We start from the raw sequence: 15,092 nt of genomic DNA, 5'->3' as shown, positions 1-15,092 counted from the left end.
CACTATCCATATGGTGGACAAAGCTGTCCCGCATCGTAAGACGCTGTGGTCCGGGTCACTGACCCGCGCCCGGCCAGGGGCCCGGTGCGGGCACGTCCTCGGCCTGCTCCTCCTTGGTGTCGAAGAGCTTGAAGCCCCGCCGCAGGTAGTTGTCCATGGCGTGCTCCCCGTCCAGTGAGCAGGTGTGCACCCACACCCGCTCGGTGGCGGGCAGTTCCGGCCACCGCTCGGCCAGGTCCCAGGCCCGCCGCAGCCCCTGCGTCAGGAGGTGGCCGCCGATGCGCCGGCCGCGGAAGGCGGCGATCAGGCCGAAGTAGACGATCTCGACCGAGCCGCCCGGCTGCGCCTCCAGCTCGACGTACCCGGCGGGCGTGCCCCGCTCGTAGGCCACCCAGGTCTCGGTGCCGGGCTTCTCCAGCGCCCGCTGCCACTCGGCGTAGCTCCAGCCGAGCCGGTCGAGCCAGGTGATGTCGCCACCGACCGCCGTATAGAGGAACCGGCTGAACTCCGGCGAGGGCACCTCGGCGCGCACGATCGTGATGTCGTCCGCGGGCTCGGCGGCCGGGCGCAGATCGGCGGGGGAGGTCTGTTCCAGGGACCAGGTGGTCACGGTGATACTCATGGACGCCAGGCAATCATGCGGCCGCCGAACCCTCCAACGCAGGTCAGGGCAGCCGGCCCCGGGCCAACGCAGGTCAGGGCAGCCGGCCCCGGGCCGTCGCGACCGCCGGGGACAAGGAGTGGGGGAGCAGGTCCGCGGGGTGGTCGGGCCGGACCACCTCCACCCGTACGTCCTCGCTGAAGCGGTACGGGCGGTGGGCGAGCACCTCCGCGAGACGGCGGCGCAGCCGGGACATCTCGGCCCGTACGGTCACCGTGCGCGTCGGGTCCTCGAAGATGTCCTGGGCGAGCTGCGCGGCGCTGCGCCCCTCCCGGTTCAGGGCGAGCACGAGGAGCAGCTCGGCGTGGCGGGGGCTGAGCTCCTGCGTCCAGTCGCCCGCGTCGCCGGAGACGGTCACCGTGCAGCGCCGGGGCCGGGAGAGGTCCAGCACCACTCGCCGGGCCGTGGCCGGGCCGGGCCCGGCCGACTCGCCGCCGACCCGCACGAGCCGGCCGCCGGGCAGCGGCTCGATGGTGCACATGCCGAGCGAGGGCAGCCAAACGCGGCCCGCCCGGGGCGACTTGGGCAGGGTCAGCCGGTCGGTCGGCGGCATGCCGGTGACCGCGGCGACCCAGCCGTTGTCGTCGACGGCGAGTGCCCGCCCGCCCACCCGGCACAGCACCGGCGCGGCCACCGTGCGCAGCCGCTCCAGGGCGGCGAAGTGCCGGCCGCGCAGCTCGGCCGCGGCGAGCCGGGCGACCGAGGTCACGAAGGAGAGCGTGGCGGGATGCATGGTGTTCAGCGGGCCGCTGACGTCCACCACGCCCAGCAGCCGCCCGTCGCGCGGGTCGACGATCGGTGCGCCCGCGCAGGTCCAGGTGTGATGGGCGGCCACGAAGTGCTCGGCCGAGAACACCTGCACCGGCCGCCCGGTGACGAGCGGGGTGCCCACGCCGTTGGTGCCGGCGGCGCTCTCGCTCCAGTCGGCGCCGACCTCGAACCCCAGGCCGTCGGCGAGCCTCAGGACGGACGGGTGCCCCTCCCGCCACAGCAGCCGGCCCTCGGCGTCCGAGACGACCATGATGTGCTGGGCCGCGTCCGCGACCGACACCAGCGCGTCCCGCAGGACGGGCAGGACCTCCGCCAACGGCGAGTGCTGTCGCCGCCGTTCGACGTCGGACAGCGACAGCAGGCCCGCGTGGTTGTCGCCGTCCGGATCGAGCCCGCTGCGCAGCACCCGCCCCCAGGACTCCCCGATCTCCGTGCGCGGTGCGACCGTGGAGCTCCGGCCCGCGAGCGCGGCCGCCCGCACGCCCTTCAGGAGCCGGGTCGCCTCCCGGGCGTCCATGGCGGCCAGCCGGGCCACGTCCAGCGTGGTGGTGTGCACGGAATCCTCCTGCCGTCGACACCGGCGGCCCGGCGGGGCCGGGCTCGGATGTCCTGAATTCATCGTGCCCGCCCGGTAGTCGGCGCGCGGCGATATGCCCCACATGGTTGCAACCCTTTGCAACTCTCGCGAACGGCCGTGCGTGTGTACGAAGGTGGCAGTGCACCGGAAGTCCGGTCGTCATGCTCCGTCCTCGGACGCATGAGAGTGCGGGGGTGGTGCCGTGTCGGCGCAGCACCACCCCCGACGGACCGCCCCGGGCGCCGCTTTTCGGCCGCGCCCCGGGCACCGCTCACATCTCGACGCGAGCCCGCTCCACCACGGACGCCAGGTCCAGGGAGTGCGGCAGCGTCCCGAACGCCGCCCCCCAGTCGCCGCCGAGCCGTGAGGCGCAGAAGGCGTCCGCCACCGCGGGCGGTGCCCAGCGCACGAGCAGCGAGCCCTGGAGCACGAGGGCCATCCGCTCCACCAGACGCCGGGCCCGCCCCTCGATGCCGTCCAGATCCGCGAGTTCGGTCAGCAGGTCCTTGATCGCCCCGTCGAGGCGGTGGTCCGCGCCGCGCGCCCTGCCGACCTCCTGGAGGAAGGCGTTGATGGCCTGTGGTTCGCGCTGGAGGGCCCGCAGCACGTCCAGGGCCTGGACGTTGCCCGAGCCCTCCCAGATCGAGTTCAGCGGCGCCTCCCGCAGCAGCCGCGGCATCCCGGACTCCTCGACGTAGCCGTTGCCGCCGAGGCATTCGAGCGCCTCGCCCGCCACTGGCGTACACCGCTTGGTGACCCAGTACTTGGCGGCCGGCACCGCGAGCCGCAGGAACGCCCGCTCCTCTTCGGCGTCGGCGTCGTAGGCGGCTGCGAGCCGCAGCGCGAGCGTGGTCGCGGCCTCCGACTCCAGGGCCAGATCGGCCAGCACGTTGCGCATCAGCGGCTTCTCGATGAGCACCCCGCCGAACGCGCTGCGGTACGCGGCGTGGTGGACCGCCTGGGTCACGGCCTGCCGCATGAGCGCGGCCGAGCCGATGACGCAGTCGAGACGGGTCGCGGCCACCATCTCGATGATGGTGCGCACCCCGCGGCCCTCCTCGCCGACCCGGCGCGCCCACGTCCCGTCGAACTCGACCTCGCTGGAGGCGTTCGACTTGTTGCCCAGCTTGTCCTTGAGCCGCTGGATCGCGAACGCGTTGCGGGTGCCGTCGGCCAGCACGCGCGGCACCAGGAAGCAGGTGAGGCTGTCCTTCTTGGAAGGGGATGCTTGGGCGAGCACCAGGAACCCGTCGCTCATCGGCGCCGAGCAGAACCACTTGTGCCCGGTCAGGACGTACTCGCCGTCCGCACCGAGCGGGGCCGCGGACGTGGTGTTGGCCCGTACGTCGCTGCCGCCCTGCTTCTCCGTCATCCCCATGCCGAACAGGACACCGCCCTTCTCGGCGGCGGGCCGCAGCCCCTGTTCGTACACGTGCGAGGTGAGCCGCGGCTCCCACTCGGCGGCCAGCGCCGGGTCGGTGCGCAGCGCGGGGACGGCCGCGTGCGTCATGGAGACCGGGCAGCCGTGCCCGCCCTCCGCCTGCGTCCACACCAGGAACCCGGCGGCCCGGCGGACATGCCCGGCGGGCCGCCCCCAGGCGTCGGTGAGGCCCGAGGACACGGCCTTGCCGAGCAGCCGGTGCCAACTCGGATGGAACTCGACCTCGTCGATCCGGTTGCCGTAGCGGTCGTGGGTGTGCAGCTTCGGCGGGTTCTCGTTCGCCAGCACACCCCACTCCTGCGCCTGGGCCGATCCCGCCGACCGTCCGAGGACCGCCAGCTCCTCCTGGACGCCGTCGAGGAGCTCCGGCGCTACGTGCCGCTCGACGGCCTCGCCAAGGGCCCGGTCGGCGGTGAAGACGTCGTACCCGACCAGGGGCGGAGCCTGGTTGGTCACTGTGTGGGTGGTGGCTGCCATGCCGATACGGTAAGGACGTGCAGCCAGCAAATGAAACACCCGAGCGGACATCCGGCCGCCTTCATCGGGCCCGCGTCCTCTACCGCAACGTCTCCAAGCGGCAATTGGGCTGGCTGCTCCTCAAGGACACGGTCAACTCCTGTGTGGAGTACCGCATCCTGGGCCTGGCCGCCGAGGCCGCGTTCTTCACGCTGCTCTCGCTGCCTCCGCTGCTGCTCAGTGTCATCGCGCTGCTCGGCTACGTGGACGGCTGGACCAGTACCCACACCGTCGCCAGCATCGAGCAGAACATCCTGAACGCGGCCGGAACCGTGCTGTCCGACCGCGGGGTGCACGAGTTCGCGCAGCCGCTCCTCGACGACGTCACCAAGGGCAAACGCCCGGAAATCGTCTCGATCGGCTTCGCCATCGCGCTGTGGTCGGGCTCGCGCGCCGTCAACGTCTTCATCGACACCATCACCGTGATGTACGGGCTCGACGGGCACCGCGGCATCGTGAAGACCCGGGCGCTCTCGCTGGTCCTCTACGTCGTGGCGCTGCTGATCGGCGCGGTCGTGCTGCCGCTCGCGGTGGTCGGCCCGGACCGGGTGGTGGAGTGGATCCCGTGGGGCACGGACGTGATCAGCTTCCTGTACTGGCCGACCATGATCCTGCTGTCCATCGCCTTCCTCACCACCCTCTTCCACGTCTCGGTGCCGGTCCGCTCGCCGTGGATCGAGGACGTGCCGGGCGCGCTGGTGGCCCTGGCGATGTGGGTGCTCGGCTCGTTCCTGCTGCGGATCTACCTGACCAGCACGGTGGAGGGCCCCACCATCTACGGCTCGCTCGCGGCCCCCATCGCGGTGCTGCTCTGGATCGGCATCTCGGCGTTCGCGGTGCTGGTCGGCGCGGCCGTCAACGCCGCGATCGACCGGGTGTGGCCCTCGGTCGCCACGGCCGCGGCCCGCGAGGCGGGCGAGCGGGTCAAGGCCGCGCAGGCCGCCGAGATCGTGGCCCGCTCCCAGCCGATGCAGGCCATGCTCTTCGACGGCACGGAGGACGGGGACGAGGCGGGCGACCCGGGCATGCCGTCCGAATTCCCCGAACGCTGGTCGAAGTTCCTGCCCCCCGAGGACGTCAAGTCCCGTCTGCACACCGTGCGCAAGCACGAGGAGAAGCCCTCGGGCAAGTCGCCGGAGAAGCCCCCGCGCGGCCACGAGAAGTCCCCGCGCGACCAGGACTGACGGGCGGTCCGCGCGGCTGACGTGCGGGCTGCATGGGTGACGGGCGGTCCGCACCGTTGACCGGCGGTCCGCCGAGGCTGCGGGACTAGCATCGAAGCATGTATCGAGAGCGGCCGTCACGGCTGTCCGGCGCCGTCGTCTGGACCCGGACCGTGGACGGTGGCGCACCCCGGCCCGTGCTGCCCGACGGCTGCATGGACCTGCTCTGGTGCGAGGGCCGCCTCCTGGTCGCGGGCCCCGACACCCGTGCGTACGTCCCCGACGCGGCCCCCGGCACGCGGTACGCCGCGATCCGGTTCGCCCCCGGCGCCGCGCCCGCGGTCCTCGGTGTCCCGGCCCACGAACTGCGGGACACCAGGGTCCCGCTCGACGCGCTCTGGCCGGGCGCCGAGGTGCGTTCGCTCGCCCTGCGCATCGGGGACGCGACGGCTCCCGCCGCAGCCCTCGAAGCGGTGGCCCTCGCGAAGGCACCGCCGCCGGACCCGCTGACGCGGGTGGTCTCGGCCCGCCTCGCCGCGGGGTGGAGCGTGCGGGCCACCGCCGCCGAGACCGGCCTCGGCGCCCGTCAACTGCACCGGCGCTGCCTGGACGCCTTCGGCTACGGGCCCAAGACGCTGGCCCGCATCCTGCGGCTGCGGCGCGCCCTCGCGCTGGTGACGCGGGGCGTGCCGTACGCGGAGGCCGCGCTCGCCGCCGGCTGCGCCGACCAGGCGCACCTGGCGCGCGAGATGCGCGCGCTCGCCGGGATGACACTGACCGCCTACACGGAGGCGGCGAACAGCGACACCTCCGTGCCGTCCGGGTCGTGGACGGTCGCATAGCGCTGGCCCCAGAAGGCGTCCCAGGGCTTGAGGTGCCCGTGGTGACCGGCGGCGGTCAGCGCCTCGTACGTCGCGTCGACCTCGGCGGGCGATGCGCAGGCGAAGGCGAGCCCGGCGCGGCCACCGCCCTCGGGCCGCTTCCAGCCCGGGTCGAAGGAGCGGACGGTGTCCTCGGTGTCCCACAGGACCCGGGTGCCGCCGGGGAGCGTGCACTCCACATGCGGCTGGGTGTCCGCGTCGGCCGGGAGGTCCAGGCCGAGGCGGCGGTAGAAGGCGAGCGATGCGGCCATGTCGGCCACTACCAGGCCGATGGCGTCGAGTCGTGGAGTCATGGCCCCACCGTAGGCAGCGCGCCGGGCACGGGTCTTGAACGAATCGGACACGTCCGCCGGGCGGGGCGCGGGGCCACCACGGGCGCGCCCCGTACACGTCGCTCGGGCCGTGCCGGGCGCGCCCGGGACACGTCCGTGCGGGGTGGCATCCGGGGCGCCCGGGGAAACGTCCGCCCTGCGGACCGGATCCCGGCCGTTCGCGCGGTTCCCCGCACCCCTCAAGACACCCCGGCCGCCCGGCAGCGCACGCCGGGCGGGCCGCTATTCGGTGACCGGGCGCGGGGCTCCGGCCCGGCGGGTGGCCCGGGCCGGGACGGTCTCGCCCGTCGGGGCGGGGGCGCCGGACGCGGTTGCCTCGGGCGACACCGCGAGGGCCACCACGGACGCCTCCTCAAGGAGCCCCCGCACTCCCGGGTGGGCGGCGCGGTAGTAGATCCGCGTGCCCTCGCGCCGCGAGGTGACGAGCCCTGCGGCGCGCAGCTTGGCCAGATGCTGCGAGGTCGCTGCGACATGCGCGCCCAGGATTTCCGCGAGCGCGCTCACCGGCAGTTCGGCCCCGCCGAGCGCCCACAGCAGGCGGTACCGCGAGGGGTCGGCCACCGCCTTCAGTACGGCCACCGCCCGGTCGGCCCGCTCCGCGTCCCAGCTGTCCATTTGCGCTCCCATGCAAATAGCGTAACGGGGGCACGGGGTACCGCGCGATGCTTCGAGGGGCGCGGGGAACTGCGCGAGCGGGAACATCGGGCCGCAGACGGAGGGCTTCCCGTGCGCAGGCCCGCAGGGCGGCCCCGTCCCGGGGTCCCGGGCCCGACCCGGGGCGTGGGAAGGGCGCGGAACCGGGAGCGCCGGCCCGGGCGGGGCTACGCCGCGGCGCCCTCGTCCAGCCGGTACTCCTCGCGCTCCGCGTCGTACCCGAACAGCTCGGCGTAACGGCCCCAGTCCGTCGCGGTCTCCAACTGCTGGGTGACCTGTTCGCTCGTGTAGTGGTGGGCCAGCACGTCCCGGAAGAAGCCGGCCCGCAGGGCGGCCTCGGGGTTCTGGCGCAGGCTGGTGGTGATCAGGCGGACCAGCGGCGCGTCCACCGCCGCCGCCGCGAAGATCTCCTTGGACCGGCGCACGTCCGCGCCCGCGAACGTGGTGCCCCGGTCGGTCAGGACCAGGTCGTCACCGGTGACGACCGCGAAGCCGAGCAGCTCCAGGGCGTCGACCAGCGGCAGTACGTCGTCGATCTCCAGACCCAGATCGTCGGCGAGGTCCGCGAGGTCGCAGCTGCCGCCGCGGTGGGCGACCATCTCGGCCAGGCCCGACAGGCCGTCCACGCTCGCGCCGGGCAGCGGGCTGTTCGCGGGGGTGCGCCGGTCGGGCTCGATGCCCTCGGCGCGGCCCGGAAGCGGGGTCTGACCGGCCCGGACCGGGCTGGGACCCGACCCGTGGGTCTCCTTCACACGGCCCGTCATCGTGCGGTAGACCCGGTCGATGAGCTCCTCGAACGCGGGCGCGTCACGGTCGCGCGGCCGCTCCAGACCCACCTCGAACGTCTCGCGGATCGTGCCGTAGGGCCGGGAGCCGAGCACCACGATCCGGTCGGCCATCAGGACCGCCTCCTCGATGTTGTGGGTCACCAGGACGATCGCCCGGGTCGGGAACTGGCCCGACTCCCACAGCTCCATCAGCTCGCCGCGCAGGTTCTCCGCGGTCAGCACGTCGAGCGCGGAGAACGGCTCGTCCATCATCAGGACGTCCGGCTCGACGACGAGGGCCCGCGCGAAGCCGACGCGCTGGCGCATGCCGCCCGACAGCTCCTTGGGATAGGCGGACTCGAAGCCGTCGAGGCCGATCAGGTCGATCGCCTGGCGGGCCGCCCGCGACCGCGCGTCCGCCGGTACGCCCCGTGCCTCCAGGCCCAGTTCGACGTTTTGCAGCACGGTCAGCCAGGGCAGCAGCGCGAAGGTCTGGAACACCATGGCGGTGCCCGGGTTGGCGCCGGTCAGCGGGGTGCCCCGGTACGACACAGCGCCAGAGCTGGGCGGTACGAGCCCGGCCAGACAGCGCAGCAGCGTCGACTTGCCGGATCCCGACTTGCCGAGCAGCGCGACGACCTCGCCGGCCCGCACCTGGAGGTCGATGCCGCCGAGTACGGGCAGCTCGCCGTCGGCGCCCGCGTACGCCTTGGTCAGGCCGACGGTTTCGAGCAGGACCTCCCCGTCGGCCGGGCGGGGCGCCCGCGGGGCGACGGCGTGCCGTGCGCTGCGCAGGTTGCGCAGGGTGTTCAGAACCATGGGGGGCTCCAGAAGGCTCAGGGGTGTCAGAGGGCGAAGCGGGTGTCGGCGAGCCGGTACAGGCGGCGCCACAGCAGGCGGTTGAGGCCGACGACGTACAGGCTCATCACCGCCACGCCCGCCAGCAGATGCGGGAAGTCGCCGGCGGCGGTGGCCTTGGCGATGTAGGCGCCGAGGCCGGTGGCCGTCAGGGTCGTGCCGCCGAAGGTGACGACCTCCGCGACGATGGAGGCGTTCCAGGCGCCGCCCGACGCGGTGATGCCGCCGGTGACGTACGCCGGGAAGATGCCGGGCAGGATCAGCCGCTTCCAGCGCTGCCATCCGACGACACCCAGGTCGTCCATGGCCTCGCGCAGATCGCTCGGGATCGACATGGCGCCCGCGATGGTGTTGAAGAGGATGTACCACTGGGCGCCGAGCGCCATCAGGAGGATGCCGCCGATGTTGATGGACAGGCCCGTCTTCAGGAAGAACCAGACGGCCAGCGGGAAGAGGAAGTTGGCGGGGAAGCTGGCGAGGACCTGGACGACGGGCTGGGCGATGCGGGTCAGCCGGGGCGAGAAGCCGATCTTCACGCCGATCGGCACCCAGATGACGGTGGCGGCGGCCACCAGGACCACCACCCGGGCCAGCGTGGCGAGGCCGAGCAGCAGCGGCTCGCCGAAGACCCCGAGCCCCGTCTGTTCCCGGAGGTAGCGGCCGAGGTCGAACAGGCCCCACAGGATGAGTCCGCCCGCGACGACGGTGAAGGCGACGTCCCCGGTGCGCCGACGGGTTCCGTTGACGGTGAGCGGCCGGTCGTCGGTGCCGAGGACGCGGCCCACGCGGTTCAGGGCCCGCCCCAGCGGGCGGAGGGCCGTGCCCAGTACCCGGGGCCAGTTGGAGCGGCGCAGGAAGTCCAGCACGAGCGAGCGCTGGACCTCGCCGGCCTCGGACTGCTCGTTCTTGAACTTCTCGGCCCAGGCGGTCAGCGGCCGCCAGAAGACGAAGTTCACGCCGATGACCATCACGGCCATGGTGATGATGGCCCAGCCGACCTTGCCGAGGTCGCCGTCGGCGATCGCGGCGCCCGCGTACGAGCCGACACCGGGCAGCGCGTAGTCCTTGTTGTTGACGCTGATCGCCTCGGACGCGACGAGGAAGAACCAGCCGCCGCCGAAGCTGAGCATCCCGTTCCAGACCAGGCTGATCATCCCGGACGGCAGCTCGACCTTCCAGAACCGCATCCACCGCGTGAACCTGAACGACCGCGACAGCTCGTCGAGTTCGCGCGGGAGCGAGGTCAGGGACTGGTAGAAGCCGAACGTCATGTTCCAGGCCTGCGAGGTGAAGATCGCGAAGATCGACGCGCATTCGAGGCCCAGCATGGAGCCGGGGAACAGGGCGATGAACCCGCTGACGGCGACGGTGAGGAAGCCGAGCACCGGCACCGACTGGAGGATGTCGAGCGCCGGGATCAGGATGCGTTCAAGGCGCCTGCTCTTCGCGGCGGCCAGTGCGTACCCGAAGGTGAAGACCAGCGAGGCGGCGAGCGCGATGAACATGCGCAGGAGCGAGCGGGCGGCGTCGTAGGGCAGCTGGGCCGGATCGGTGTCGACCTTGATCGACTGATCGGTGGAGAACCGGACCGTGGTGCCGTGGCCGACCTGGAGCACGACGTAGAAGAGCACGAGCACGGCCGCGGCGACCACCGCGTCGACCCAGCTCAGCCGGGCCAGGCGCCCTGCGAAGCGGGAGGTGGCCCGCGGTGCGGGGCTGCTCGTCCGGAACGACATCACAAGAGACCTCCGACCACACTGTGGGCACAGGAGTCCCGGAGGCGCGACCGCGCACCCCGGCGTGGCAGAGCCCGACGTGGTGAGAAAGGAAGGAAGGGGGAAGGGTCAGCGACGCCCGGCGGGGCGGTGCGGACTGGGAGGATCCGCGTCCATGGCTGCCCCCTTCGGTGATGCGGTGTCCAGCGGCTTCAGCAGTCTGACGCTTCTTGCGCCCATACGCAAATAAGTGGGCGCGGGTACGTTCCGGGGGCGCGGGACGGGATCTTGTGCCTGATCCAACGGGAGCCTTGCACAAGGGAGTTGGCCGCTGGGCGCCCGCTGCGCCCGGCGGCGGGGCCGCGGACGCGGAACGCGGGCAGGTCGCTCTGTACGGCCTCGCGTCCGGTACGCGTTTAATCGCTGGCGCCGTCGGGCCCGGTGCGCTTAGAGTCGGCATCGTTCGAGCGGGGCGACGCATCGTCGTCGCCGGTACTGAGACGTGGTTGGGGAGGTGTGAACGATGGCTGTCGTTGCGAAGGGCGCTGCCCGCATCCCGGAGTTCATCCACACCATGCCCGCGGTCTCCGGCTGACCGACTCTCTCCACCACGCCTGTGCGCGTGGCGCCGGGGCCGCCCTTCGAAGGGTTTCCCTTGTCTTCCTCGTTCTCCTTCTCGCAGCACACCTCTGAGCTCTCCGGCGCCGCTTTCAACGGCTCCGCTCCCGCGCGCCCGCTCGGCGCGTACGGCTGGGACGACGGCTGGGCCGCGGAGTTCGCCCCGTACGCCGAGCAGGGCCTGGTGCCCGGCCGGGTCGTACGGGTCGACCGCGGCCAGTGCGACATCGTGACCGCCGACGGGACGCTGCGCGCCGACACCGCGTTCGTCACCCCGCACGACCCGCTGCGGGTCATCTGCACCGGCGACTGGGCGGCCGTCGAGCCGGTCGGCGACCCGCGCTTCGTCCGTACGTATCTGCCGCGGCGCACCGCGTTCGTGCGCAGCACCTCCTCCAACCGGTCCGAGGGGCAGATCCTCGCGGCCAACGTCGACCACGCGATCATCGCGGTGTCGCTCGCCGTCGAACTCGACCTCGGCCGGATCGAACGCTTCCTGGCGCTGGCCTGGGAGTCGGGCGCCCGGCCGCTCGTCGTGCTCACCAAGGCCGACCTGGTTCCCGACCCGGTCGGGCTCTCCTACCTCGTCCAGGACGTGACGACGGCCGCGCCCGGAGTCCAGGTGCTGCCGGTCAGCTCGACGAGCGGGGCGGGCGTCGAGGCCCTGGCCGCGGTCGTCGCCGGCGGCACCAGCGTGCTGCTCGGGCAGTCCGGTGCGGGCAAGTCCACGCTGGCCAACGCGCTGCTCGGGGACGAGGTGATGGCGGTGCAGTCCGCGCGCGAGGTGGACGGCAAGGGCCGCCACACCACGACCACCCGCAACCTGCTGGTGCTGCCCGGCGGGGGTGTGCTCATCGACACTCCCGGGCTGCGCGGGGTCGGGCTCTACGACGCGGAGTCGGGTGTGGGGCAGGTCTTCGCCGAGATCGAGGCGCTCGCCGCCGAGTGCCGCTTCCACGACTGCGCGCACCAGGCGGAGCCGGGGTGCGCGGTGCTGGCCGCGATCGAGGACGGCTCGCTGGCCGTGCGCCGCCTGGACAGCTACCGCAAGCTGCTCCGCGAGAACCAGCGGATCGTGGCCAAGACGGATGCGCGGTTGCGGGCGGAGATCCGGCGCGACTGGAAGGCGAAGGGTGCGGCCGGGCGGGCGAACGGTGCCCTGAAGCGGGGCCGCCTCCGCTGATCCCTCCGGGGGGTGCGGGGTCTTGGGGGGTACTGGGTACGGGGACCCGGCTCCCCGAGGCTCCCCCTGGGGCTCCGCCCCAGACCCCGTTCGCGCCTTGAGGGCGCTCGTCCTCGATCTTCCCCTAGGCCTCAAGGGCCGGGGGGACCCCCATGACGGGCTGAGGGTGCCTGCGCCGGCCCGGACCGAGGCATTCGGGGTCACCTGCAGGGGCGCGGGGAACTGCGTGGGAAGCGACCCCGGTCCGCGGGCAAGGGCGGGTTTCGGGGGCGCGGGCAACCACGCAAAGCGCGAGGACGAAAGGGGAGGGCCGGGGGCCCGTGGACCCCCGGGGTTGGGCGGGCTCGGTGTCCGAAAAGCGCCAGCAGCCCCGCTGGGGGAACCGCACACTGGGAAGCGTGATGCACCCAGACGCCCAGTACGAGGCGGTCAGCAGCAGGGACGCCCGGTTCGACGGGGAGTTCTTCTTCGCCGTGGCGACGACCGGGATCTACTGCCGGCCGAGCTGCCCCGCCGTCACCCCACGCCGTAAGAACGTCCGGTTCTTCCCCAGCGCCGCCGCCGCCCAGGGCCACGGCTTCCGGGCGTGCCGCCGCTGCCGCCCGGACGCCGTGCCCGGGTCCGCCGAGTGGAACACGCGGGCCGATGTCGTCGGCCGGGCCATGCGCATGATCGGGGACGGCGTCGTCGACCGCGAGGGCGTGCCGGGGCTCGCCGCCCGGCTCGGGTACAGCACCCGGCAGGTGCAGCGGCAGCTCACCGCCGAGGTCGGCGCGGGACCCGTGGCCCTCGCCCGGGCGCAGCGCGCCCACACCGCACGCGTACTGCTCCAGACCACCTCGCTCCCGGTCACCGAGATCGCCTTCGCCGCCGGATTCGCCAGCGTGCGCCAGTTCAACGACACGATCCGGCAGATCTACGCCCGTACCCCCAGCGGCCTGCGCGAGGAGGCCGGGACCATGGCCGCCGAGCGCGGCGTCGCGGCGAGCGCCGGCGTTCCGCTCCGGCTCGCCCACCGGGGCGCGTACGCGGTGCGGGAGACCTTCGACCTCCTCGCGGGCGAGGCCGTCGAGCGCATCGAGGAGGTGGGTGGCGCGAGCGGCGCCCGCGTCTACCGGCGCACCCTGCGACTGCCCCACGGCGCCGCCGTGGTGGCCGTCGACGAGGCCGCCCCCGCGCACACCGCGGCCCGCCAGGGCTGGCTGGAGGCCCGGATCCACCTCACCGATCTGCGCGATCTCACCACCGCCGTGCAACGCCTGCGCCGGCTGTTCGACCTGGACGCCGACCCGTACGCCGTCGACGAGCGGCTCGGCGCGGACCCGGAGCTCGCCCCGCTCGTCGCACGCACCCCGGGCCTTCGCTCGCCGGGCGCCGCCGATCCCGAGGAGTGCGCGGTGCGGGCGCTGGTCGGCGCGGAGGCGGCGGCCGGGCTCGTGGAGACGTACGGCAAACGGCTCGACGCGCCCTGCGGCACGCTCACCCACCTCTTCCCCGAACCGGCGGTGCTCGCCGCCCACCCCGATCCGCGCCTCGCCGCCCTGGCCGCCGCCCTCGCCGACGGGAGCCTGCGCCTGGACGCCGGTGCCGACCGCGACGAGGCCGTACGGGTGATGCGGGCGCTGCCCGGCATGGACGAGGGGACCGTCCAGGTGATCCGTACGCGGGCGCTCGGCGACCCGGACGTGGGCGGTGCGGGGCCGGACGCCTGGCGGCCCTGGCGCTCCTACGCCCGCCGCCACCTCGCGGTCGCGGCCGCCTGACAGGGGTAGTCCGACGGGCGGGGCCGGGCCACTTCTGGGAACGTCGAAGGCATGATCCGTCTCGCGCGCCTGCCCCTGGACCGCTGGTCGGCGCTGCTGCCGCCGCTCGCCCTCGTGCTGCTCGCGCTGACGTGGGGGCGGTCGCTGCCCGCCTGGCTCGTCGCCGTGGTCGCCTGTTTCCTGGCCGGTGCGGTGCTGGCCGCGGTGCACCACGCGGAGGTGGTCGCGCACCGGGTGGGCGAACCGTTCGGATCACTCGTGCTCGCGGTCGCCGTGACCGTCATCGAGGTCGCGCTGATCGTCACCCTGATGTCGGACGGCGGCGACAAGAGCGCCTCGCTCGCCCGCGACACCGTCTTCGCCGCCGTGATGATCACCTGCAACGGCATCGTCGGCCTGTGCCTCCTGGTCGGCGCCCTGCGCCGCAGGCTCGCTGTGTTCAACGCCGAGGGCACCGTCACGGCCTTCGCCACGGTCACCACCCTCGCGGGCCTCAGCCTCGCCCTGCCGACCTTCACCACCAGCAAGCCGGGCCCCGAGTTCTCGGCCGCCCAGCTGATCTTCGCCGCGATCGCCTCGGTGTTCCTGTACGGGCTCTTCGTCGCCACCCAGACCGTGCGCCACCGCGACTACTTCCTGCCAGTGACCCAGCAGGGCGAGGTGATGCGGGACGACGACCACGCCAACCCGCCCTCCGCGCGCACCGCGTGGACCAGCGTCGCCCTGCTCGGGGTCGCGCTCGTCGCGGTCGTGGGCCTGGCCAAGGGCGTCTCGCCGACCATCGAGCGGGGGGTGGCCGCGGCCGGTCTGCCCGCCTCCGTCGTGGGTGTCGTCATCGCGCTGCTCGTGCTGCTCCCCGAGACCATCGCCGCCGTACGGGCCGCCCGCCGCGACCGCGTGCAGACCAGCCTCAACCTCGCGCTGGGCTCGGCCATGGCCAGCATCGGCCTCACCATTCCGGCGGTCGCGCTCGCCACGATCTGGCTGTCGGGCCCGCTGGTGCTCGGGCTCGGAGCCAGCCACATGGTGCTGCTCGCGCTGACCGTCACCGTCGGCATCCTCACGGTCGTACCGGGCCGCGCCACCCTGATGCAGGGCGGACTCCACCTTTCGCTGTTCGCCGCGTACATCGTGCTCGCCGTCAGCCCGTAGTCCCCGCCCGGGGATCCGGCCGCGCCCGCGCCCGCCGCCC

12 protein-coding genes are annotated in these 15,092 nt (G+C 73.4%); 5 read left to right on the top strand and 7 right to left on the bottom strand.

Features of this window, described 5'->3' with window-relative positions; all coding sequences use genetic code 11:
- Positions 1-55: 55 nt before the first annotated feature.
- The 3 genes from CG740_RS37885 to CG740_RS37875 all read right to left on the bottom strand — a co-directional run bounded on the left by CG740_RS37885 (position 56) and on the right by CG740_RS37875 (position 3,927).
- Complete coding sequence (locus tag CG740_RS37885; RefSeq protein ID WP_100579870.1) at positions 56-622, bottom strand: GNAT family N-acetyltransferase; 567 nt, start codon at positions 620-622, stop codon at positions 56-58.
- Positions 623-695: 73 nt separating this feature from the next.
- Positions 696-1,949 carry a helix-turn-helix domain-containing protein gene (locus CG740_RS37880; protein WP_234376738.1) on the bottom strand — a complete coding sequence of 418 codons (1,254 nt, stop codon included), beginning with the start codon at positions 1,947-1,949 and terminating at the stop codon, positions 696-698.
- A gap of 331 nt (positions 1,950-2,280) precedes the next feature.
- Positions 2,281-3,927, bottom strand: a complete 1,647-nt coding sequence (locus CG740_RS37875; RefSeq protein WP_100579869.1) for an acyl-CoA dehydrogenase family protein — start codon at positions 3,925-3,927, stop codon at positions 2,281-2,283.
- A 17-nt stretch (positions 3,928-3,944) separates the two neighbouring features.
- On the opposite strand from CG740_RS37875, the gene CG740_RS37870 reads away from it, so the two are divergent.
- Complete coding sequence (locus tag CG740_RS37870; RefSeq protein WP_100579868.1) at positions 3,945-5,150, top strand: YihY/virulence factor BrkB family protein; 1,206 nt, start codon at positions 3,945-3,947, stop codon at positions 5,148-5,150.
- Between the two features lie 98 nt (positions 5,151-5,248).
- A complete protein-coding gene (locus tag CG740_RS37865; RefSeq protein WP_100579867.1) occupies positions 5,249-5,971 on the top strand; it encodes a helix-turn-helix domain-containing protein in 723 nt (240 codons plus the stop codon).
- On the opposite strand, the gene CG740_RS37860 is transcribed toward CG740_RS37865, so the two are convergent.
- From CG740_RS37860 to CG740_RS37845, 4 genes are all read right to left on the bottom strand, one after another.
- Positions 5,911-6,303: a VOC family protein gene (locus tag CG740_RS37860; protein WP_100579866.1), complete on the bottom strand. Its 393-nt coding sequence runs from the start codon at positions 6,301-6,303 to the stop codon at positions 5,911-5,913. The genes CG740_RS37865 and CG740_RS37860 overlap by 61 nt on opposite strands.
- A gap of 261 nt (positions 6,304-6,564) precedes the next feature.
- Positions 6,565-6,969 carry an ArsR/SmtB family transcription factor gene (locus CG740_RS37855; RefSeq protein ID WP_100579865.1) on the bottom strand — a complete coding sequence of 135 codons (405 nt, stop codon included), beginning with the start codon at positions 6,967-6,969 and terminating at the stop codon, positions 6,565-6,567.
- Between the two features lie 194 nt (positions 6,970-7,163).
- Positions 7,164-8,582 (bottom strand): ABC transporter ATP-binding protein, encoded by a 1,419-nt coding sequence (locus CG740_RS37850; protein ID WP_100579864.1) that lies wholly within the window; start codon positions 8,580-8,582, stop codon positions 7,164-7,166.
- A gap of 26 nt (positions 8,583-8,608) precedes the next feature.
- Positions 8,609-10,357, bottom strand: a complete 1,749-nt coding sequence (locus CG740_RS37845) for an ABC transporter permease (RefSeq protein ID WP_100579863.1) — start codon at positions 10,355-10,357, stop codon at positions 8,609-8,611.
- Between the two features lie 634 nt (positions 10,358-10,991).
- Here CG740_RS37845 and rsgA point away from each other — a divergent pair.
- From rsgA to CG740_RS37830, 3 genes are all read left to right on the top strand, one after another.
- Complete coding sequence (rsgA, locus tag CG740_RS37840) at positions 10,992-12,137, top strand: ribosome small subunit-dependent GTPase A (protein ID WP_100579862.1); 1,146 nt, start codon at positions 10,992-10,994, stop codon at positions 12,135-12,137.
- Between the two features lie 401 nt (positions 12,138-12,538).
- Positions 12,539-13,900: a bifunctional transcriptional activator/DNA repair enzyme AdaA gene (locus CG740_RS37835; protein WP_100579861.1), complete on the top strand. Its 1,362-nt coding sequence runs from the start codon at positions 12,539-12,541 to the stop codon at positions 13,898-13,900.
- 51 nt (positions 13,901-13,951) lie between these two features.
- Entirely contained in the window at positions 13,952-15,052 is a 1,101-nt protein-coding gene (locus tag CG740_RS37830) for a calcium:proton antiporter (protein ID WP_100579860.1), read from the top strand.
- Positions 15,053-15,092: the final 40 nt, after the last annotated feature.

Source organism: Streptomyces sp. CB01201, from assembly GCF_002803085.1.
In the GTDB taxonomy this organism is placed as follows: Bacteria; Actinomycetota; Actinomycetes; order Streptomycetales; family Streptomycetaceae; genus Streptomyces; species Streptomyces hundungensis.
Note: the sequence above shows the minus strand (reverse complement) of the source record. Positions and strands in the feature narration are given on the sequence as shown.

Bases quoted from the DNA above. Each gene is read 5' to 3' on its own strand.
- CG740_RS37885 (WP_100579870.1), bottom strand. From the start codon at position 622: ATGAGTATCACCGTGACCACCTGGTCCCTGGAACAGACCTCCCCCGCC.
- CG740_RS37880 (WP_234376738.1), bottom strand. From the start codon at position 1,949: ATGGACGCCCGGGAGGCGACCCGGCTCCTGAAGGGCGTGCGGGCGGCC.
- CG740_RS37875 (WP_100579869.1), bottom strand. From the start codon at position 3,927: ATGGCAGCCACCACCCACACAGTGACCAACCAGGCTCCGCCCCTGGTC.
- CG740_RS37865 (WP_100579867.1), top strand. From the start codon at position 5,249: ATGTATCGAGAGCGGCCGTCACGGCTGTCCGGCGCCGTCGTCTGGACC.
- CG740_RS37860 (WP_100579866.1), bottom strand. From the start codon at position 6,303: ATGACTCCACGACTCGACGCCATCGGCCTGGTAGTGGCCGACATGGCC.
- CG740_RS37855 (WP_100579865.1), bottom strand. From the start codon at position 6,969: ATGGGAGCGCAAATGGACAGCTGGGACGCGGAGCGGGCCGACCGGGCG.
- CG740_RS37850 (WP_100579864.1), bottom strand. From the start codon at position 8,582: ATGGTTCTGAACACCCTGCGCAACCTGCGCAGCGCACGGCACGCCGTC.
- CG740_RS37845 (WP_100579863.1), bottom strand. From the start codon at position 10,357: ATGTCGTTCCGGACGAGCAGCCCCGCACCGCGGGCCACCTCCCGCTTC.
- CG740_RS37835 (WP_100579861.1), top strand. From the start codon at position 12,539: ATGCACCCAGACGCCCAGTACGAGGCGGTCAGCAGCAGGGACGCCCGG.
- CG740_RS37830 (WP_100579860.1), top strand. From the start codon at position 13,952: ATGATCCGTCTCGCGCGCCTGCCCCTGGACCGCTGGTCGGCGCTGCTG.